The sequence below is a fragment of the Guyparkeria hydrothermalis genome (assembly GCF_023555385.1).
Taxonomy (GTDB): Bacteria; Pseudomonadota; Gammaproteobacteria; order Halothiobacillales; family Halothiobacillaceae; genus Guyparkeria; species Guyparkeria hydrothermalis_A.
Map to the genome: position 1 here is coordinate 1,863,361 of NZ_JAJSED010000001.1, position 18,994 is coordinate 1,882,354.

Sequence of the window (18,994 nt, forward strand, 5' to 3'; positions counted from 1 at the left end):
GCGGTTGCCGCCGATGCGACAACCTGGCCCTAGTGCGGATCGATCCGGGACGTATCGCCCGGTTGCGCGCCGAGTCGATCCCTGGGCGCGCGGGATGTCGATGGTAGCGCGATGCTCATCGCGACGGGAATATGATCCGACCCGCCCACCGGCCGGGCCTCCGTGCCGCGGATGTCGAGGCCCTGACTGACGGCGATGTGATCGATTGCCCGCTGCGGCCGCCAGCGTGGATACGTCATCGGCGGCCGGGTCGGCAGCTTTAGGCCGTTCTCGATACACCACTGCTGCATGCCCGGGTCATTCGGCTCGCAGTTGAAGTCGGCCATCACCACCACGTAGCCGGGCACTTCGCAGAGCACGCCGAGCTGATCGAACTGCATCTCGCGGGCGCGCCGGCTCAGGGCCAGATGGGTGTCGATCACCCGCAGCGGGTGCCCGTCCCAGAGAAAGTCGGCCACCAGCGCGCCGCGCCCCGGCATCCGGCCGGGGAGTGGGCACTGGTCGACCTGGATCGGCTCGATCCGGCTGATCAGGCCGAGCGCGTGCTTGCCGAACTGGCCCAGGTCGCGATTGACGCGCACCGCCCAGTGCGGCAGCTCGGCCAAGTCGGCGAGATGCTCGGCTTGGTTGAGAAAGCGGCTGCGAATCGAACCGGCGTCGGCTTCCTGCAGCCCGATGATGTCGAAGTGCGCCAGGGCCGGGCCGATGGCGGCGAGGCTGTGGTCGCGGTCGGCGCTGGGGAACAGGTGCTTCCAGCCGCCGGTCAGGTAGTCGCGGTAGCGATGGGTGGCGATGCCGACCTGGATGTTGTGCGACAGCAGACGCAGCGGCTGGTGGCCGCGCACCGCGGTGAAGTCGTGGGGGCCGTCGGTCGGACGGCTGGTCTCCAGGCAACGGCGGCTGGCGGGCCGGCGCCTCATCCGCCCACCAGTGTCTCGCCCAGGCGTCGGGTCAACTGCTCGTTCTCGCGGTAGTCGACTGGCACGTCGATCACGCAGACGGCATTGCTTGCCATCGCCTCCTTGAGGATCGGCAGCAGGCCGTCACCGGACTCGACCCGGTAACCCTTGGCGCCAAAGCTCTCGGCGAGCTGGACGAAGTCCGGGTTGCCGAAGTGCACGCCGGTGCTGCGACCGAAGCCACGCCGCTGCTTCATGTCGATCAGGCCGTAGCCGCCGTCGTTCCAGATCAGGACAATGATCGGCGTGTTGCAGCGCACCGCGGTCTCCAGCTCCTGCACGTTCATCAGGAAGCCGGCATCGCCGGTGGCGGCGACGATGTGCTGGTCCGGGTAGAGCAGCTTGGCGGCGATCGCGCCGGGCAGGGCGATGCCCATGCTGGCGAAGCCGTTGGAGATGATGCAGCTGTTGGGCCGCTCGGAACGGTACATGCGCGCCAGCCACATCTTGTGGGCGCCGACGTCGGAGATGACGATGTCGCGGCTGGAGAGCGCCGTACGCAGGTCCCAGATCAGCTTCTGCGGCTTGATCGGCAGGCAGTCGTCGTCGGCGTGCCGGTTCATGTCCTCGATCAGCGCCTCGCGCAGATCGCGGAATGCCGGGCCCTCGTGCGGGGTGGTCAGCTCGCCGAGGCGGTTCATGGCGGTGTTGATGTCGCCGACGATGCTGGTGGCGACGGGATAGTGCGCGTCGACCTCGGCCGCCTCGGTATCGACGTGGATGATCTGCCGGTCGCGGGTGGGGTGCCACAGCTGGGGGTGGTACTCGACCAGGTCGTAGCCGATGCAGACGATCACGTCGGCCTGATCGAAGCCGACGTTGACGTAGTCCTTCGACTGCAGGCCCACCGAGCCCAGTGCCATGGGGTGGCGGAACGGGATCACGCCCTTGGCCATGAAGGTGTTGGCCACCGGCACATTGAGCCGCTCGGCCAGATTCGCCAGCGCGTCGCTGGCCTCGGCGCGGACCACGCCGTGGCCGGCGAGGATGATCGGGTGGCGTGCCTCGCTGAGCAGGCGCGCTGCCTGTTCGAGGGACGCCTCGCGCGGTTCGCTCGCCCCGTTTGCGGTCACCGGTAGCGGGTCGGCGTAGCCGGATTCCACCGGCATGGCGGCGACGTCCTCGGGCAGTTCGATGAAGCTGGCCCCGCCCTTGCCGGCCTCGGCGAACTTGGCCGCTCGGCGCACCGTCTCGGGGATTGCCGACGGGGTGACCACGCGCGAGGCGTAGCGGGTGATCGGCTCGAACATCCGCACCAGGTCGAGTACCTGGTGAGATTCCTTGTGCAGCCGGTCGATACCGGCCTGCCCGGCGATCGCGATCAGCGGGGCGTGGTCCATGTTGGCGTCGGCCACGCCGGTGACCAGATTGGTCGCACCGGGCCCGAGGGTGGAGAAGCACACGCCCGGCTTGCCGGTCAGCCGGCCGACGATGTCGGCCATGAAGGCCGCCCCCTGCTCGTGACGAGTGACCACCAGCTCGATCGGCGACTCGTTGAGCGCGTCGACGAAGTCGAGGTTCTCCTCGCCCGGGATGCCGAAGACGTACTGGACGCCCTCGTTCTCCAGGCAGCGCAACAGCAGCTGGGCGCCGGTATGGCTCACGGCGATCAGTCGCGCTGGTCGCGGATCTGTTCGATCAGCGAGTCGACCACCTGCAGCATCTCGGCGTTGCCGCCTGCCAACCGGCCGGTGACGAGGTAGCGGCCGTCGACCAGCAGGGCCGGCACGCCGCGCACGCCTGCGGCGTGGGCGATCTGGCCGGTCTTGCGGATCTCGTTCTGTACCGAGAAGCCCTGGTAGGCGTCGCGGAAGGCCTGCTCGTCGACGCCGAGGTCGGCGTAGAAGCCCGCGATTGCGTCGAGGTCGCGCAAGCGCTTGCCGTCCTCGTGGATCGCCAGGAACACCTCGCGGTGCGTGTCCTCGACCGCGTCGAGCAGGTCGGCGGCGTAGTAGGCGCGGGTCATCGGCAACCAGTGCTCGCCGAGGGCCAGCGCGCGGCGCTCGAAGACCACGTCATCCTCGATGCGCTCCAGCCAGGGCTCGAGTTCGGCCTCGAGGTGGTAGCAGTGCGGGCAGCCGTACCAGAAGAACTCCTGGACCAGGATCTTGCCTTCCGGCGAGGACACATCGGTCTGCACCTCGCGGTAGCCCTTGTCGTCGGCGGCCAGCGCCGGGGCGGTAACGGCCACGAGGCCGATGGTCAGGAGTGCGAGCAGTCCGCGCTGGAGCTGCTGGAGTCGAGAGGCGACGGTCCGGAAAAGGGTCATGTTGGAGAATCCCCGGTATTCAGTAATGGTCGGTCGGGGCGAACACACCCCGGAACGAAGTATGGGGCAGGCCCGCTGCCCTTGCAGCCGGCTGCCCCATGCGTGGTCATGCGGTCTGGATGGATCAGAGCTCGCCGTAGGAGTGCAGCCCCGAGAGGAACATGTTCACCCCGAGGAAGGCGAAACTGGTGATGAACAGACCGCCGATGCTCCACCAGGCCATGACCGGGCCACGCCAGCCCTTGGTCAGGCGCATGTGCAGCCAGGCCGCGTAGTTCAGCCAGACGATCAGCGCCCAGGTCTCCTTCGGGTCCCAGCTCCAGTAGCCGCCCCAGGCCTCGGCGGCCCACATGGCGCCGAGGATGGTGGCGATGGTGAAGAAGGCGAAACCCAGCGCGATCGCCTTGTACTGGATGTCGTCCATCACCTTGAGCGACGGCAGGCGGTCGTTAGGGCCGTCGCCGCCCATCTTCTGCTTGATCAGGTAGGCGATGCCGACCATCGCGGCGATGGCGAAGGTGCCGTAGCCGATGAAGTTGGCCGGTACGTGGATCTTCATCCACCAGCTGTTCAGTGCCGGAACCAGCGGCGCGATCACTTCGGCGTCACGCGTGAACTGGTACCACATCAAAAAGCCCAGGGCGACGCCGACGATCGTCATCACAAAACCGCCGAGGCTGCGACTGTTGTAGCGCTTCTCGTAGAACAGGTACAGCAGCGCGGTGACCACGGCGAAGACGATGAACACCTCGTAGAGGTTGCTTACCGGGATATGGCCGTAGTCGAGGTTGATCAGGTAGGACTCGCGCCAGCGGGAGAAGAAGCCGATGAAGGCCATCGCCACGCCGCTCCAGACCAGGGCGCTGCCGACCTTCAGACCGTACTCGGAGCGCACCGCCAGGCTGATGAAGTAAGTCGGGATCGAGAGGAAGAACAGCGCGACCATCCACATGGTGGCGGCCTGGCTGGAGAGCAGGAACTTGAACAGGAAGCTCGATTCCTGGAACTGCGCCAGCGCTTCGCGTCCCACCGCGCCGTCGGCGCCGAGGATGTTGTACTGCCACAGCGCGTAGAGCGATACGACGGCCACCACGCCGGTCAGCCAGCGAGTCGCCGGCCAGATCCAGCCAAGGAAGCCGAGGCCGAGTGCGGCGCCGAACAGCGTGCCGGTGGCGTAGTAGTCAAGCGACGCGCTGTACTGGCTGTAGCCGATGCCGGCCGCCAACAGCATGGCGAGTGCCCACAGCACGTCGATCACGCCGACGCGCCGGCGGGCCGGCAACTCGCTGGCGGGCTCAAACCCGCCGAGCATTTGTTCGTTGGGGACGGACATAGTCGGTTCTCCTGCGCGGATTGTCCTGTCCTCAGCCTTTCTCGGGGCTCGAGGACATATGGTTCGCGACATTTGACCCGGTCTGTCGCTGAAGTTCATCGCTGAACTGGGCGAAGGCCTGGTCGAAGTCGATGTTTTTGCGGGCGTCCGTGCCGGCGACGACCACTCGGTGGCCGCCGGGTTGATCATCTTGATCCAGCGAGGTCGGTTTGATCAACACCCACAACCGGCGGTAGTGAATGTAGAACAGCATGAAGATGCCGGCCACGAGCATCAGCGAGCCGAGATAGACCCAGAACATGCCCGGCGCCCGGGTGATCTCCAGGCCGGTCGACTGGATGTGGTTGAAGGTCTTCGGTGCCAGGTAGATCGGCGAGCCGTAGTTGGGAATCACCGTGATCACGTCGAGCGCATCCTCGAAGAACGCGGCGTCCTCCTCGGTGAAATCCTTGACGCCCTGCTCGTCGAGCACCTCCATGTAGGTCCGCATCAAGACCGACTGCACCACCCGGAACGAGGCGTTGCGTGCCTGCTCGGCCTGCTCGCCCTCGAGACCGCGTTCGGCCAGCGACTGGTCGACACGCTCGCCCAGGGCCGAGAAGCCGTCGTTGACGAAGGTCTTGACCAGGTCGGCGATCGAGCGGGCCGCGGCGCTCTGCATCTGACTGTCGCCCTGCTCCTCGCCCTGGGTGGTCTGGCCGATCAGGTCCGCGGCGATGTTCGCCACCGCCTCCTGGTCCTTGAGCCGAGCGTAGAACGCCATGAAGGTCTCGAGCGAGTTGTCTCGGTCGGCCGGGATGAACAGGAACTGCTGCTGGCCGCCGACCTCCTTGGTCACGCCGCTGAGGAAGTACTTGGTGCCGTCGAAGTCGACCGGCTGGAAGTAGTTCTCGTATTCGACCGCCTGACCGGAAGCATCCCGCAGACGGAAGGTGACCGAGGGCCCGAAGTTGGTGTTCTCGGTCTTGCCGTCAGGGCCCTTGGTCGGATTGACGTTGAACAGCGAGAAGTCGCGGAATTCCAGCGTGTACTTCTGGTCGTTGAACTGGAAGGTCGTGTCGTCGTTGACCTTGCCCTCGCGTTCCTGACGGGTGCCGATGTCGCCGGCCAGCTGCCAGGCATCGAAGGTCAGCTCAGTGCCGCCGTCGCCGAAGCTCGACTGGAAGATGTTGTAGCCCTGGTAGCGCAGCGGATGGTTGACGCGGATGGTCTCGGAGGTCGACTCGCCGGTCTCCTTGTCCGTCAGCGTGAGCTTGGAGTTGAAGGACTTGGGCATGCCGGTGTCGTAGAACTCGACGAAGAAGTCCTCGACCTCGATCTTGAACGGCAGGTTCTGCACCACGTAGCCGTCCTTCAGGCCGATGAAGGCCACGTCGCCCCACTTGCCCTCGGGGATGTTCACCGAGCCACGGAAGCCGGCCAGCGAGCCCGGCGGCAGGTGGGATTCCTCCGGCACCTTGCTGACTGGCAGGTCGCGGGTCTCGACCTCGACCACGCCCAGCATGTTGAGCGTCTTGAGGTACATCTTGCTGTCGACCAGGCCGCCGACCAGGATCACCACCATCCCGAGGTGGGTCAGGACGTAGCCGATGCGGTTCATGCCGCCCTTGCGCGCCGCGACCAGCGTCTCGCCGTCGCGCTGCTTGATGCGGGCCTTGTAGCCCAGGTGCTGCAGCAGGCCGCGGGCACGGTTGGCGACCTCGTCGCCGCCCATCGGGGTCTCGAACTGGCGCGAGTGGGCGAAGGCCTTGAGCGACTTCTCCTGCGCGTTGAGGCGGAAGCTCTTGATGTCGCGCAGGAACCCCGGCGTGTTGCGGATCAGGCAGGCGCTGGTGGAGGCCAGCAGGAACAGCAGGATCGCCACGAACCAGCTCGCCGAGTAGACGTCGTAGAGCTTCAGCGCCTTGAACACCTCGAACCAGTACGGGCCGAATTCGATCAGGTAGTCGTTGAACGGCTGGTTCTGCTTGAGCACGGTGCCGATCACCGACGCGATCGCGAGGATCGAGAGCAGCGCGATCGCCAGGTTCATCGACGTGAGCCAGGTGTACAGGCGCGAGACGAGGCTGCGGCGGCGTTTGCGGGCGGTTTGGGCCTGGGAAGTCATCGGCTAGCCTTGGGATTCGGGACGAATGTCGGCGTGCGGTCGACCGACACCCCGCGTCGGGGTGCCGGCCGGTCTGCCGGGGATGGTGCGCCGGTCAGTCGAGCGTGGCGATGTGGGTCGCCAGGGCATCGATCTCCTCGCCGGAGAGCTCCGCGGCGACCGGCAGCATTAGGCCGCCCTGGCCGTGGGCGCGCTTGCCGGCGCGGTAGTCCTTGAGCGACTGGGCCACATAGGCGTTCGGCAGGCCGCGCAGGGCGGGGAAGCCGGCCGGCTGGTTGCCGTGACCCTCGGCGCCGTGGCATGCCGCGCAGGCAGGCACTCCCTCACGGCCATGGGCGTAGAGCGTGGCACCCATGGCGGAGCCCTCGCTGGCCGGATTGGCGACCTTGCGCTCCTGGGCGGCGTAGTAGGCGGCGATATCCAGGATCTGCTGGTCCGTCAGCCCTGAAGCCTGACCATTCATGATGGCGTTCTCGCGTTCGCCGCTGCGGTAGGCCTCGAGCTGCGCGGCGATATACTTGGCCGGCTGGCCGGCGAGCGAGGGGAATGCCGGCGTGGGGCTGTTGCCCTTGGCGCCGTGGCAGCCGGCGCAGGTCTGGGTCGCCTCGCGACCGGCCTTGATCGAGCCGGCTTCCTCGGTCTTCGCTTGGGCCGTGCCGGCAAGGAAGGTCAGCCCCAGAAGCATGCCGGCAGTGAAACGGCCGCGACGCGGCGGGTGAATTGCATTCATCATGACTAGCTTTCTCGTTGTGGTTTCGCTGAAGGCCGGCCCTGGCCGAGAAAAACGACCCGTAATCAAACCGCATAAGTCTCTCGCTTGCAACCTCGCCGCGTGGCAGGATGCCTGCCGGGAAACACCGGTTTAGCGCCGCCCACCCCGACCAGCCCAGCCTATGGCTCAGCAAAACGCTCAGGATCGATCCGCATGACCGAAGACGCTTTCGCGGCGAGCCGCCGCCTGTTCGACGCCGCCACCTTTATCAAGAGCGCCCCGCGCCTGGCCGACATCGGCGCGGACGCCGGTGCCGAGGTTGCCTTCGCCGGGCGATCGAATGCCGGCAAGTCCACCGCGCTCAATGCGTTGGTGGGGCAGAAGGCGCTGGCGCGCACCTCGCGCACGCCCGGGCGTACGCAGATGATCAACCTGTTCGGTCTCGGCGGCGAGAAGGAGGACGCGCACTACCGGCTGGTCGATCTGCCCGGCTACGGCTTCGCCAAGGTGCCCCAGGCGGTGCGGCGCCAGTGGGGCGAGGCGATGGGGCAGTATTTCGCGGAGCGCCAGTCGCTGGTCGGCGTGGTGGTGATCATGGACATCCGCCACCCGGCCAAGGAGCTCGACCAGCAGATGCTCGACTACGCCGCCGCCCGTGGCCTGCCGGTGCTTGCCCTGCTGACCAAGGCCGACAAGCTCGGTTTCGGCAAGATCAAGCAGACGGTCGCCCGTCTCGAGCGCGAGCACCCGCTGCCCAACGGCCAGTGGATGGCGTTCTCCGGTACCAAGAACACCAACGTCCGCGAGGCGCGCGCGGTGATCGCCGACTGGTTGATGTCGGCCGGCTGAAGCGCCGGATCGGGGCTATCCCAGCGACAGGTCGGCGACCACCGGCAGATGGTCGGAGATGCGTGGCACGATCGGGTCGCGCACCGCGGTGAGCGCATGCGCGTGCAGCGGCCCGCGGATCCAGACCTGGTCGAGTGGCAGCAGGGGCCGGGCGGCCGGAAAGCTGCGCCGGGGCGGCAGGCGGGTGATCTTGCGATGCAGCACCCGCAGGCTGCGCGCCCGCGGCAGCCACTCGTTGAAGTCGCCGGCGAGCACCAGCGGCTCGTCGTCCGGCAGGCGTTCGAGGGCCTCGGCCAGCCGCCGGCCCTGTTCGCGGCGTTCGACCATCCCCAGCCCCAGATGTACCGCCCAGCAATGCAGCGTGGCCTCGGGTAGCGACACCCGGGCGCGCAGCGCCTGACGCGGCTCGCGCTCGGCGTGCGACAGCTCCAGCGGTGGCTCGGGATGGATGGGCCAGCGCGAGACGATCAGGTTGCCGAAGTTGGTGGTCTCGCCGGGGCGGTGAGCGCAGCCGCGTTCGTGCGTGGGAGCGAACAACCAATGCGGCAGATGCGTGGACAGGGCCTTGAGCAGCCGGTCGTTGCCGGGCTCGTCGGTCAGGTTGGCCTCCTGCAGCGCGACGATGTCGGGGTTTAGCAGGCGGATGACGCGGGCGGTGCGCTCAGGCGTGTAGCGTCCCCGGTGGTCGATGCAGCTGTGGATATTCCAGGTGACCACGCGGAGCCGGCGTGTGGACTCGATAGCGCGGGTCATGAGGTGCCCGAGGCCTGCTCCCGTAGCGCGAGCCAGCGCGATAGCCCCCAGCCGATGCCGATGAACAGGGCGGTCAGCAGCGCCAGCACGCCAATGGTGGCTGCGCTCGGTTCGAGCACGGTGCGCAGCAACTGGTCGGAGAAGATCGTCAGGGCGGCGGTGCCGGGGACCAGACCGGCAAGGCTGCCGATCAGGAAGTCGCGGAACCGGATGCGGGTGGCGCCGGCCACCAGGTTGACCACGGTGAACGGGGCCAGCGGGATCAGTCGCAGGGAGAAGACGGTCAGGATGCCGCGGCGCGCCAGTCGCCGCGAAAGTTCGTCGAGCCGCTTGCCGGCCAGCCGTCGCAGCGCCTCACTGCCGAGGAAGTGCCCGGTGACGAAGCCGAGCAGCGCGGCGAGGGTCAGGGCCCCGTAGGCCAGCCCGAAGCCCGTCCAGGCGCCGAACAGCAGCGCCGCGACCACGACCACCGGCGTGGCCGGCAATCCGAGCAGCAAGCCGACAATCGCCAGCCCCAGGAACAGCCAGGTACCGCCGGGCGTCTCGCGCAGATCGCCCAGTCGAGCCAGCAGATCGCCGGGCGAGATCGACTCGCCGAGCGGCGTGAACTTGAGCAGCCCGGCGGTGATCACGGTCAGGGCGATCAGCACGGCGAAGGCGGCGGCCTTGCGGCGCAGCGGGCGGCGCGCCTTCTTCTCGATGAACATGTCGATGAGTTCCTCGGGTGGGCGCGCGTGTTCGGGGTCGATGACGGCCGCGCCGGGTATCTGCCGGTCGATCTCGGGGTCGAGCGTGATGCGCAGCGGCTCCAGCCAGCGATCTTCGCCCGGTCGATTGAGGTGGTCGATGGCTGCGGCAACGCTGCCGGCCTCGCGCTCGGCGCGTGCCACCGCCTCCGGGCGGCAGCCCAGGTGTTCGCCCAGCAACTCGTGGCGCATGGAGGCAATCGCCCGGCGCGCCTCGTCACGGTCTCCCAGCAGCGAGAGGTTGAGCTCGCTGTCGAAGCCCATCGAGCGGTTGGAGGTATTGGCCGAGCCGAGATTGATGTGGCGGTCGTCACCGATCACCAGCTTGGAATGCAGGCTGACCATGTCCGGCTCCAGCCCGACGACGGCGGGGTAGAACAGCCGCAGCCGGCCGTGGCGGTCGGCCTCGCGCAACCGCTCGATCAGCCGGGCGCGCAGCACGTCCATGGTCAGGCGTTCCAGCCAGCCATCCTTTTCCCGCGGCAGTAGCACGATCACCTCGGGGCCGGTCTCGGCCTCGAGCGAGGCGATCAGCGCATCACCGATGCGATGGCTGGTGAAGTACTGGTTCTCGATGTAGATGCACTCGCGTGCCTCGTCGATCAGCCGGCACAGGGTGGTCTCGATCTCGCGCGCCTCGGGCTGGTCGCGCCAAGCCGGCAGTGTGCGACAGATGCCGACCGTGGCCTGCTCGAGCGTCACGCTCACTCGGTCTGCGGGCCACGGCGGTTCGCCGGCCGGCAGGGCCGGCGGGCCGAGCCGTTCGCCGGTGGCGCGTTGCCAGCGTTCGCGTGCCAGCTCGCCCAGGTCGCGGCAGATGGGCCCGGTCACGGCGAAGGCGAGGTCGTGGAACGGCGGGTAGGGCTGACCATCGGGGTCGCGGCGCGCCGGATCGTCGGCGGCGTGATCGCGATGATCCCAGCGCCACTTGGACGGGTCGAAGCCGCCGACCATCGCCGTCCGGTCGTCGATCACCAGCAGTTTCTGGTGCTGCGAGGCGCCGACCGGGTGTTCGCCGTCGTAGCGCACGCGCAGACGCGGATGGCGCGCCAACGGGCGGGCGAACAGCGGCAGCCATTCGCGCTCGAAGGCATAGATCATCGCGAAATCCCACGGCAGCAGGTGGATCGTCAGACCCGGGTTCTGCTCCAGCGCTCGATGCAGCACCGCCGTGAGATGTTCGGGCGCCCGGTTGCTCTCGGCCGGGCGGCGCATTTGCACGCGGCTGTCGACGTCCCAGCAGAGAATGATGGCCTGCTGACGGGCCTGCGCGACGAGGTCCGCGAATGCCGGGAACCAGTTCTCGCCGTCGACGACCAGGCCCAGGCGGTCGGCCCGGCCCAGACGCCAGAATCCGCCGGACGCTTCTGTCGCGGTCACCGTGTCGGGTTTCTGGTGCGGCATGCGTGTTGTCGGTCTCCTGTATCGGTCAAACGGTCATGCGCGGATGCCTAGAGGCTAGTCCACGCGCCGGGTCCCGTTCACATGGGGCTGTTCATGTCGTCAGCAGTGCCCACCAGGTCAGCGCGGCGATCAGGCACCAGAGGACCGGTAGAGCCAGTAGTGGGGCCGGGTGGCGCAGGCGACTCATCAGCAACAGCCCGATCGTGCTTATGGCGGTGGGAGTGGGGGCGAGGCCAAACAGTTCCAGCGCCGCCAGCGAGCGCCCCAGTGCGATCAGAAGCAGGGGGTGTCCCAGCAGTCCCCACAGCGTCAGCGCTAGGCCGATGTGGGCGCGCCGCCCCCTCCGGTCGATGGCCAGGCCGGGGCCGAGGATCGCGATCACCCCGAGCGCCAGGGCTTCGGCGACGAACACGCCCGCCAGCCAAGGCGCGGCGAGATTGATCTCGGCATAGAGGCCGAAAAAACCCCAGGCAACGGCGGCCCAGGCGATGGCCAGCAGAACGCCTGCCGCCCGGTGCGCCACGGGCTCCGGGCGCCGGCCGAGCCACAGCATGGCGAGGACCAGCACACCGAGCAGGACGTGCCCCGGCCAGAGCTCGTGGTTGAGCCGTTCGAACAGACGCAGGTAGGTCTCCGGCGCAAACATCAGCAGGTCGCCGGGGCGGTAGCTCAGCCAGGTTGCCAGCGTCTCGCTCATGCCGCTCAGAGCCGTTCGACGTGACGGACCAGCCGGTCGCGCAGCGCCTCGTCGGGCAGCGGGCCGCGCAGGGCCTGCATGTTCTCGCGCATGTGGTCGACGCGGCTGGTGGCCGGGATTGCGCAGGTCACGCCGGGGTGGGCGATGATGAACTTGAGCAAGGCATCGGCCCAGTTCGCCAGGTCGGCTTCGCGGGCCCAGTCCGGGAAGGGGTGGCGCTTGACGCGGTCGATCAGTCGCCCGCCCTGGAACGGGCGGTTGGCGATGAAGGCGATGCCGCGTTCCCTGGCCAACGGCAGCAGGCGCTGTTCGGCCTCGCGGTTGCCCAGGCTGTAGCTGGCCTGCACGAAGTCGATCGGCTGCTCGCGCATGATCCGTTCGAGCTCGTGGTGTCGGCGGCCATGCGAGGTGGTGATGCCGACGTAGCGCAACTCGCCCGCCTCGCGCATGGCGATAAGTGTCTCCAGATGCGCCTCCCAGGCCACCAGGTTGTGCACCTGCATCAAATCGAAACGATCGATACCCCACAGCCGTGCGCTGCGCGTCACCTGCTCGCGCGTGGCCTCCTTGTCCGGCGTCCATACCTTGCTGGCGGCGAAGAGCGGGTCGGTTCGGTCGATGGCCTCGAGGGCGTGGCCGAGAACGGCCTCGGACGAGCCGTACATCGGCGAGGAGTCGACCAGTTGGCCGCCGAGTTCGAGGAAGGTACGCAGTACCTCGGTGCGTTGCGCGCGGGCCTGCGCATCGCTGCCGATGTTGAAGGTGATCCAGGTGCCCATGCCGATCGCCGCGACGGCCTCGCCGCTGGACGGCACGCCTCGGCGGATCGGTTCCTGTTCGGATTGTGTCGCGCGGGCCGGTCGGGGAATCGTCACCAGCGCCGTGGTCGCGACAAGGCCTGCGGCGGCAGCGCGCAGCAGGTCCCGGCGGGTGGGGTGATGATCGGTCACGGCTCGACTCCTCGTGGTGAGGTCATCGGCAACGATAGTTCTCCGGCCGATGTCTCGCTACCAATCGCGCGAGTGGATCTCGCCCTTTTGGCCGGGGCTGGAGCGGGCCCCGCTTTTGAAAACAGAATATTCAAATATTTGATAATGCTGGAGTTAAAACTGATTTCAGTCGCCGCATGGACGCCGGTAAGCTATCTGCCCGGTAATAACCATTCCCACTTCGTGGTTAAGGCGGAGAAGCCTTTCCCGGTGGGCCAAGGAGGGAAGCCAGATGTGGGGCAGGAGGCGGCAAGGAGGCGCGCGAGGGCGGACGCTGGTCGACCGGATCGTCACCTCGTTCCGGTCGCTGCGGGCGCTGATGGTGATTGCCGCCTTGCTGGTATCGGTGGTGATCACCACCGCGGTCTATCTGGCCACCGAAACGGTTTTCACCCAAGCCGTGCAACGCTCCGCGGTGCAGAACGCCCGGGTGCTTGCCGACGGCACGTTCAACGCCATGTACCAGATCATGCGCCAGGGATGGACGCGTGAGCAGCTCAACGAATTCCTCGACTCCCTCAACCAGCGGGCCGACCCCGGTGCGGTGATCAGCGTCTATCGTGGTGAGCCCGTCAACGCGCTGTTCGGATCGTTGGCGCAGCCGCCCCCCGACGGCACGGCCCGGGCGGCTTTCGAGACTCGCCGTACCCACGTCGAGACCGACGCCCAGCTGGTGCGCTACGACCGCCCCCTTGTCGCCGGCGACGAATGCCTGCAATGCCACGTGAATGCCGAGGCGGGCGACGTGCTGGGCGTGCTTTCCATCCGTCAGCCGATCGGGCCGATGATCGACCAGGCACACGATCAGCTGCTCGACCGCCTGCTGGTGATCGTCCCCGCGCCCCTGCTTGCCGCACTGCTGGTTGCCGGTTTTCTCAGCTGGCGGCTGGGGCGGTCGCTGCGGCGCCTCAATCGCTCGGTCGAGCAGGTCAACCGGGTCGAGGACCTGGCTCACCTGCGCTTTGCCGGTGCGTCGACCGGCTTTTCCGAATTCGATGACGTGCTGGCCCACGTTGATGTTCTGACCGACAAGGTCCGCGACGTGGCCATCGACCGCAACCTGCTCGAGTTCGAGATCGGGCTGATGGAGCACTTCGTCATTACCTCCGACGTGGTGCGCGACTGGCGCCGCTACGTGCGCGACCTGCTCGAGGAGATCAACCGGCAGTTCACCGTGCACGGCGTGTTCACCGCCTTCTCGATCGCCGACCGACCGGTGGGTGTGGACGTGTTCTGGCAGGGGCGGGCCGACGAGGTGGTGGCCGCACGGATCGACCGCGAAGTCAGCCGACGGGTGGGCGAATGTTTCGGCGGCGGGGCGCGCGACGTCACGCCGCGGCAACACGTCGGCCACGATGGTGAATTGCTCACCGATGCCGGCCGGCTCGACCTGCACACCAAGACCCTGTCGATGGACCTGCCGCCGATGCAGGGCATGGTTGGGCTGATCGTGCCGATGGGCGAGGCCCGCGTGACGGTCAAGCGGCTGGTGATCGAATCGATCCTGTCGACGCTGATCAATGTCGTCGGTTCGGTGCGGGCGATCGAGAAGCACACCGAGGATCTCGAGTATTTCGCCACCCGCGACCCCCTCACCCGCCTGTACAACCAGCGTATGTTCTGGTCGCTGTTGGAGTACGAGATCGGCCGGGCTCGCCGTCACGACTATCGCTTCGGTCTGATGGTCATCGACCTGGACGACTTCAAGCGCGTCAATGACCGCTACGGTCACGGCTTCGGCGATGACTACCTGCGTCGGGTGGCGGACCTGCTGCAGAACGGGGTGCGCGACGGCGACATCGTGGCCCGCTATGGCGGCGACGAGTTCGTGGCCATCCTGCCGGACGCCGACGACCGGACGGTCGAGCAGGTCGGCGAACGGCTGCTTGCCCGCGTGCAGGAGGCCACCATCGCCGCGCCCGACGGTGAATCGCTGCAGCTGTCACTGTCGATCGGCCTGGCCGTGGGGCCCGCCGAGGTCGGCCCGGCAGCCTCGGGGCAGGCCTTGTTCTCTCTCGCCGACCAGGCGATGTATCGCGCTAAGGTCGCCGGCAAGAACCGACTGGCCGTGGCCGACCGCGAGGAGGTGATGACCGTCGAGCCCTCGAACGAGGCAGGCCAGGACGAGGTTGCCTCCCTCACGCCCGAGGCGGTATCGGTGGTCTACCAGCCGATCCGGCAGGCGGACGGTACGGTGGTTGGCGCCGAGGTCTTCGCCCGCGCCCGGGTCGGCGAGCGGGTGATCCCGGCCGCCGCCTTCGTCCGTGTGCTGGGGCGCGGCCAGATGATCGACGTGGTCGATCGCCGCGTGGTCGGGATGGTGCTGGGCGATCCGGCCATGGCGGAATTCGATGGCCGGCTGTTCGTCAACATTGCACCCACGAGCCTGCTGGAGTCGCGCTTTATCGACTTCCTGATTGAGTCGATCGCCCACTCGCCATTGCGGCCGGACCAGGTGGTCGTCGAGATCAGCGAAAGCCCGCTGGCCGGCGACATCGGTGCGCTGGCCCGGCCGGTGGCGGACCTGCGCGCCGCCGGCGTGCGTACCGCCATCGACCACGCCGGCTCCGGCCGGGAGACCTTCACTTACTTGCGCCGGTTCGAGTTCGACTACTTGAAGATCGAGGCCGACTGGCTGTGCGACCGCAAGGTCAGCCGTCGCGATCGGGCGTTCATCGACGGGTTGCTGACCATCGCCGAGACCCTCGGCGTCACGGTGGTGGCGCATAACGTCGAGACCGACGCCCAGGTCGAGTTGGTCCGCGGGCTCTCGATCGAGTTGATGCAGGGATATCGCTTTGCGCGCGAGTCGCAGAAGCCGCCCGTGGCCCTGTTGCCGGCCTCGGAGAGCCGCTGAGGGCGATCAGCGGCTGGGGCGCACCAGACTGATGTCGTCGAGTCGCTGCCCCGCCTGCTCCCGGGCCAGCCGGAGGAAGGCGTCCATGTAGGGCAGCCGGTGCTCGTCGCGGCGCACCGCCATGTGCATGGTGGACGACATCCCGTCGCCCAGCGGGCGGGCGATCACGATGCCACGCTCGAGTTCGTCGTTGATGGCCCACTTCGGCAGGGCGGCCACGCCGTGGCCGCTGGCGACCCACTGGGCGATCATTGCCGTCAGCTCCGACTGGCGGGAGCCGGCCGGTTCTACACCGGCCGGTTCGAGGAAATGGCGATAGATGTCGAGCCGTTCACGGTCGACCGGGTAGCCGATCACGGTCTGGTCCGCGAGCATTTCCGGCGCGATGTGTGTCTCGTCGGCGAGCGGATGGCCCGGTGACAGCGCCAGCACCACCGGGTAGCGGAACAGCGGTTCGAAGTGCAGCGCCGGGTCCTCGACCGGATCGGAACTCACCACGCCGTCGAGCTTGCCGTCACGCAGCGCGTTGATGGCATCGAAGCTGAACGACATCGACAGGTCGGTCTCGATCGATGGCCACTGCGTCCGATAGCGTTCCAGCGTCGGGATCAGCCAGGTGAAGCAGGAGTGGCATTCCAGCGCGAGGAACAGCCGTCCGGTCGCGCCGCCGGCGATCTGGCGCAGGTCGCGGTCGAGTCGATCGATTTCCGGCAGGATGCCATCGGCGGCCGCCAGCAGCCGCCTGCCGGCCTCGGTCAGTCGCATCGGTCGCGAGCTGCGTGAGAACAGCGGCGTTTCGTAATAGGTCTCCAGAGCTCGTATCTGGTGCGACAGCGCCGATTGCGTCAGGTGCAGCCGATCGGCGGCCGCGGCGAGCGAGCCGGTCTGCTCGATCGCGCGGATGGTCTTCAGGTGACGCAGTTCCAGGAACATGGGGGACCCTCAATAAAAAAAACCGGCCGGGTCGCCCCGGCCGGCTGCTCGCTCTCAGAGCGCGAGGAGTCAGTCCTCCCGCGGGCTCTTGAGTGTGACCAGCTCCTCGGCCGAGGTCGGGTGCAGGGCGACCGTGTTGTCGAAGTCGGCCTTGGTCAGGCCGGCCTTCACGGCCACCGCGAAGCCCTGCAGCATCTCGTCGGCGCCGTCGCCCACCAGGTGCAGGCCGGCGACGCGCTCCTCCTTGCCCACGCAGACGAGCTTCATCGCCGTCTTGAAGCCGTGGCCGGAAAGAGCGTAGCGCATCGGCGTGAAGCGGGTCTCGTAAATCGTGACCTCGTCCTTGCCGAACTGCTCGATCGCCTGCGGCTCGGTCAGCCCGACGGTGCCGAGCGCCGGGTGGGCGAAGACCACCGTCGGGATGGTGTCGTACTCGAGCATAGCCTCCTTCTGGCCGTCGAACAGCCGATCGGACAGCCGGCGGCCCGCGGCGATCGCCACCGGCGTGAGCGGGTACTTGCCGATGATGTCGCCGATGGCGTAGATGCCCTTCACGTTGGTGTTCTGGTAGGCATCCACCGGGATCATGCCGTTTTTCTCCACCTCGACGCCGGCGGCATCGAGACCGATGTCGTCGGTGTTCGGCTTGCGGCCGACCGCCCAGATCACCTGGTCGAACGGGCCGAGCTGCTCGCCATCGGCACCGTGGATGACGGTGCCCTCGTCGGTCTTCTCGAGCTTCGACACCTTGAACGGCAGGTGGGTCTCGATGCCCTGCTGCTCGAGGTTTTCGGTGGCCGTCTCGCGGATCAGCGGATCGAACGGCGCCAGGATGGTGTCGAGCATGTCGAGCAGGGTGACGTAGCTGCCCAACGAGCGCAGCACGCCGGCCAGTTCCACGCCGATGTAGCCGCCGCCGATCACGGCGGTGCGCTTGGGCAACTCGTCGAGCTCGAAGAAGCCGTCGGAGGTGATGCCGTGTTCGGCGCCCGGCACCGGCGGGACCAGCGGCCGGCCGCCGGTCGACAGCACGATGTGGTCGGCCGTGTAGGTGGTGCCGTCGACGTCGACCTTGTTGTCACCAGCCAGTCGGCCGTAGCCGTCGATCACCTCGAGCTTGAGGTCCTTGGCGTAGCCGTCCCAGAAGCGGTTGATGCCGGCGATGAACTCGCGGCGCTTTTTCGCCAGCGTGCCGAAATCGACCCCGCCGGTGGCCTCGGGAAAACCCCAGTCGGCCGCATCCGCGCGGTCGTGCGCCAGGTTGGCGGCATACCACATGACCTTCTTCGGCACGCAACCGACGTTGACGCAGGTGCCGCCGAGGGCGGTGGGCTCGATGACGGCAACGTTCTTGCCGTACTGCGCGGCGCGCTCGGCCACGGCCAGGCCGCCGGAGCCGCCGCCGAGGACGATCATGTTGAAATGCTTGCCACTCATGGATGCCTCCAGGAAGGATTGATGACTGGGTGTCGTCAGGCTTTCGTATGCCGGCGCGAGTGCCCGCGGCATGCGAAAGCCGGCCCGGGAACCCCGGGCCGGTGATGCGTCGCTATGGGGAAGCGATCAGTAGCCCTGCTGCTTGAGCCAGGCCTCGACTTCCTCGCTGCCGCCGACCTTCTGGCCGTCGACGTAGCATTGCGGCACGGTTTCGGTCTGGGCGACGGCGCGCAGGGCGCGCAGGTTCACGTCGTCACCGACGACGATCTCGTCGAACTCGAGACCGGCGTCGTGCAGCATGCCCTTGGCGCGGGCGCAGAACGGGCAGCCCTTGCGGGTGAACAGCATGATCGAGTGCGGCTTCTTGGCGTTCGGAGCCAGCCAGTCGAGCATGGTGTCCGCGTCGGAGACCTCGTACGGGTCACCCGGCTTCTCCGGCTCGATGAACATCTTCTCGATCGTGCCGTCCTTGACGACCATGGAGTAGCGCCAGGAGCGCTTGCCGAAGCCGAGGTCGTCCTTGTCGACCAGCATGCCCATGCCGTCGGTGAAGTCGCCGTTGCCGTCCGGCAGGAAGCGGATGCGGTCGGCGTCCTGGTCTTCGGCCCACTCGTTCATGACGAAGGCGTCGTTGACCGAGATGCAGACGATCTCGTCGACACCATTCTCCTTGAAGACCGGCGCGAGCTCGTTGAAGCGCGGCACGTGGCTCGAGGAGCAGGTCGGGGTGAACGCGCCCGGCAGGGAGAAGACCGCGACGGTCTTGCCCTTGAAGATCTCGTCGGAGGTCACGTTGACCCAGTCGTGGTTCTGGCGGGTGCGGAAGGTGACGTTGGGTACCTTCTGGCCTTCACGGTTCTCCAGCATGCGGAATCTCCTTAAGGTCTGGGTTGAATCAAACGAACGTAAAAACCGGGGCGGGATGCCGGGGCATCTCGCCGACGGAAAT

The 18,994-nt window shown here is 67.4% G+C and carries 15 protein-coding genes; 2 read left to right on the forward strand and 13 right to left on the reverse strand.

Annotated features, from left to right (window positions below; all coding sequences use genetic code 11):
• Nucleotides 1-29: 29 nt before the first annotated feature.
• The 6 genes from LV476_RS08710 to LV476_RS08735 all read right to left on the reverse strand — a co-directional run bounded on the left by LV476_RS08710 (nucleotide 30) and on the right by LV476_RS08735 (nucleotide 7,401).
• Nucleotides 30-920: an endonuclease/exonuclease/phosphatase family protein gene (locus tag LV476_RS08710; protein ID WP_250075320.1), complete on the reverse strand. Its 891-nt coding sequence runs from the start codon at nucleotides 918-920 to the stop codon at nucleotides 30-32.
• Nucleotides 917-2,569: an acetolactate synthase large subunit gene (locus tag LV476_RS08715; protein WP_250076306.1), complete on the reverse strand. Its 1,653-nt coding sequence runs from the start codon at nucleotides 2,567-2,569 to the stop codon at nucleotides 917-919. The genes LV476_RS08710 and LV476_RS08715 overlap by 4 nt, the downstream gene beginning before the upstream one ends.
• Nucleotides 2,569-3,228: a thiol:disulfide interchange protein DsbA/DsbL gene (locus LV476_RS08720; protein ID WP_250075322.1), complete on the reverse strand. Its 660-nt coding sequence runs from the start codon at nucleotides 3,226-3,228 to the stop codon at nucleotides 2,569-2,571. The genes LV476_RS08715 and LV476_RS08720 overlap by 1 nt, the downstream gene beginning before the upstream one ends.
• A gap of 124 nt (nucleotides 3,229-3,352) precedes the next feature.
• On the reverse strand, nucleotides 3,353-4,561 hold the full coding sequence (ccsB, locus tag LV476_RS08725; protein WP_250075324.1) for a c-type cytochrome biogenesis protein CcsB: 1,209 nt from the start codon (nucleotides 4,559-4,561) through the stop codon (nucleotides 3,353-3,355).
• Between the two features lie 31 nt (nucleotides 4,562-4,592).
• Nucleotides 4,593-6,668: a cytochrome c biogenesis protein ResB gene (locus LV476_RS08730; RefSeq protein WP_250075326.1), complete on the reverse strand. Its 2,076-nt coding sequence runs from the start codon at nucleotides 6,666-6,668 to the stop codon at nucleotides 4,593-4,595.
• Between the two features lie 94 nt (nucleotides 6,669-6,762).
• Nucleotides 6,763-7,401 carry a c-type cytochrome gene (locus tag LV476_RS08735; protein ID WP_250075328.1) on the reverse strand — a complete coding sequence of 213 codons (639 nt, stop codon included), beginning with the start codon at nucleotides 7,399-7,401 and terminating at the stop codon, nucleotides 6,763-6,765.
• A gap of 192 nt (nucleotides 7,402-7,593) precedes the next feature.
• Between LV476_RS08735 and yihA the strand changes: the two genes are divergently transcribed.
• Nucleotides 7,594-8,229: a ribosome biogenesis GTP-binding protein YihA/YsxC gene (gene yihA / locus LV476_RS08740; protein ID WP_250075330.1), complete on the forward strand. Its 636-nt coding sequence runs from the start codon at nucleotides 7,594-7,596 to the stop codon at nucleotides 8,227-8,229.
• Nucleotides 8,230-8,244: 15 nt separating this feature from the next.
• Here yihA and LV476_RS08745 read toward each other — a convergent pair whose 3' ends face one another.
• From LV476_RS08745 to LV476_RS08760, 4 genes are all read right to left on the reverse strand, one after another.
• Nucleotides 8,245-8,982 carry an endonuclease/exonuclease/phosphatase family protein gene (locus LV476_RS08745; protein WP_250075331.1) on the reverse strand — a complete coding sequence of 246 codons (738 nt, stop codon included), beginning with the start codon at nucleotides 8,980-8,982 and terminating at the stop codon, nucleotides 8,245-8,247.
• Entirely contained in the window at nucleotides 8,979-11,132 is a 2,154-nt protein-coding gene (locus LV476_RS08750) for a VTT domain-containing protein (protein ID WP_250075332.1), read from the reverse strand. The genes LV476_RS08745 and LV476_RS08750 overlap by 4 nt, the downstream gene beginning before the upstream one ends.
• Nucleotides 11,133-11,223: 91 nt before the next feature.
• The gene (locus tag LV476_RS08755) at nucleotides 11,224-11,829 is read right to left on the reverse strand and encodes a DUF6064 family protein (protein ID WP_250075334.1); all 606 of its coding nucleotides are present in this window, start codon (nucleotides 11,827-11,829) and stop codon (nucleotides 11,224-11,226) included.
• Nucleotides 11,830-11,834: 5 nt separating this feature from the next.
• On the reverse strand, nucleotides 11,835-12,707 hold the full coding sequence (locus LV476_RS08760) for an aldo/keto reductase (protein WP_250076308.1): 873 nt from the start codon (nucleotides 12,705-12,707) through the stop codon (nucleotides 11,835-11,837).
• Between the two features lie 343 nt (nucleotides 12,708-13,050).
• Here LV476_RS08760 and LV476_RS08765 point away from each other — a divergent pair, with 343 nt between their 5' ends.
• Nucleotides 13,051-15,675 (forward strand): diguanylate cyclase, encoded by a 2,625-nt coding sequence (locus LV476_RS08765; protein WP_250075335.1) that lies wholly within the window; start codon nucleotides 13,051-13,053, stop codon nucleotides 15,673-15,675.
• 6 nt (nucleotides 15,676-15,681) lie between these two features.
• On the opposite strand, the gene LV476_RS08770 is transcribed toward LV476_RS08765, so the two are convergent.
• The 3 genes from LV476_RS08770 to LV476_RS08780 form a co-directional block, all read right to left on the reverse strand.
• Nucleotides 15,682-16,608 (reverse strand): LysR family transcriptional regulator, encoded by a 927-nt coding sequence (locus tag LV476_RS08770; protein ID WP_250075336.1) that lies wholly within the window; start codon nucleotides 16,606-16,608, stop codon nucleotides 15,682-15,684.
• Nucleotides 16,609-16,677: 69 nt separating this feature from the next.
• Nucleotides 16,678-18,045 carry a glutathione-disulfide reductase gene (gene gorA, locus LV476_RS08775; RefSeq protein ID WP_250075337.1) on the reverse strand — a complete coding sequence of 456 codons (1,368 nt, stop codon included), beginning with the start codon at nucleotides 18,043-18,045 and terminating at the stop codon, nucleotides 16,678-16,680.
• 126 nt (nucleotides 18,046-18,171) lie between these two features.
• Complete coding sequence (locus LV476_RS08780; protein ID WP_250075338.1) at nucleotides 18,172-18,912, reverse strand: glutathione peroxidase; 741 nt, start codon at nucleotides 18,910-18,912, stop codon at nucleotides 18,172-18,174.
• Between the last annotated feature and the right edge of the window lie 82 nt (nucleotides 18,913-18,994).

Bases quoted from the DNA above. Each gene is read 5' to 3' on its own strand.
- LV476_RS08780 (WP_250075338.1), bottom strand. From the start codon at position 18,912: ATGCTGGAGAACCGTGAAGGCCAGAAGGTACCCAACGTCACCTTCCGC.
- LV476_RS08735 (WP_250075328.1), bottom strand. From the start codon at position 7,401: ATGATGAATGCAATTCACCCGCCGCGTCGCGGCCGTTTCACTGCCGGC.
- gorA (WP_250075337.1), bottom strand. From the start codon at position 18,045: ATGAGTGGCAAGCATTTCAACATGATCGTCCTCGGCGGCGGCTCCGGC.
- LV476_RS08765 (WP_250075335.1), top strand. From the start codon at position 13,051: ATGTGGGGCAGGAGGCGGCAAGGAGGCGCGCGAGGGCGGACGCTGGTC.
- LV476_RS08730 (WP_250075326.1), bottom strand. From the start codon at position 6,668: ATGACTTCCCAGGCCCAAACCGCCCGCAAACGCCGCCGCAGCCTCGTC.
- ccsB (WP_250075324.1), bottom strand. From the start codon at position 4,561: ATGTCCGTCCCCAACGAACAAATGCTCGGCGGGTTTGAGCCCGCCAGC.
- LV476_RS08720 (WP_250075322.1), bottom strand. From the start codon at position 3,228: ATGACCCTTTTCCGGACCGTCGCCTCTCGACTCCAGCAGCTCCAGCGC.
- LV476_RS08755 (WP_250075334.1), bottom strand. From the start codon at position 11,829: ATGAGCGAGACGCTGGCAACCTGGCTGAGCTACCGCCCCGGCGACCTG.
- LV476_RS08745 (WP_250075331.1), bottom strand. From the start codon at position 8,982: ATGACCCGCGCTATCGAGTCCACACGCCGGCTCCGCGTGGTCACCTGG.
- yihA (WP_250075330.1), top strand. From the start codon at position 7,594: ATGACCGAAGACGCTTTCGCGGCGAGCCGCCGCCTGTTCGACGCCGCC.
- LV476_RS08710 (WP_250075320.1), bottom strand. From the start codon at position 920: ATGAGGCGCCGGCCCGCCAGCCGCCGTTGCCTGGAGACCAGCCGTCCG.
- LV476_RS08750 (WP_250075332.1), bottom strand. From the start codon at position 11,132: ATGCCGCACCAGAAACCCGACACGGTGACCGCGACAGAAGCGTCCGGC.
- LV476_RS08770 (WP_250075336.1), bottom strand. From the start codon at position 16,608: ATGTTCCTGGAACTGCGTCACCTGAAGACCATCCGCGCGATCGAGCAG.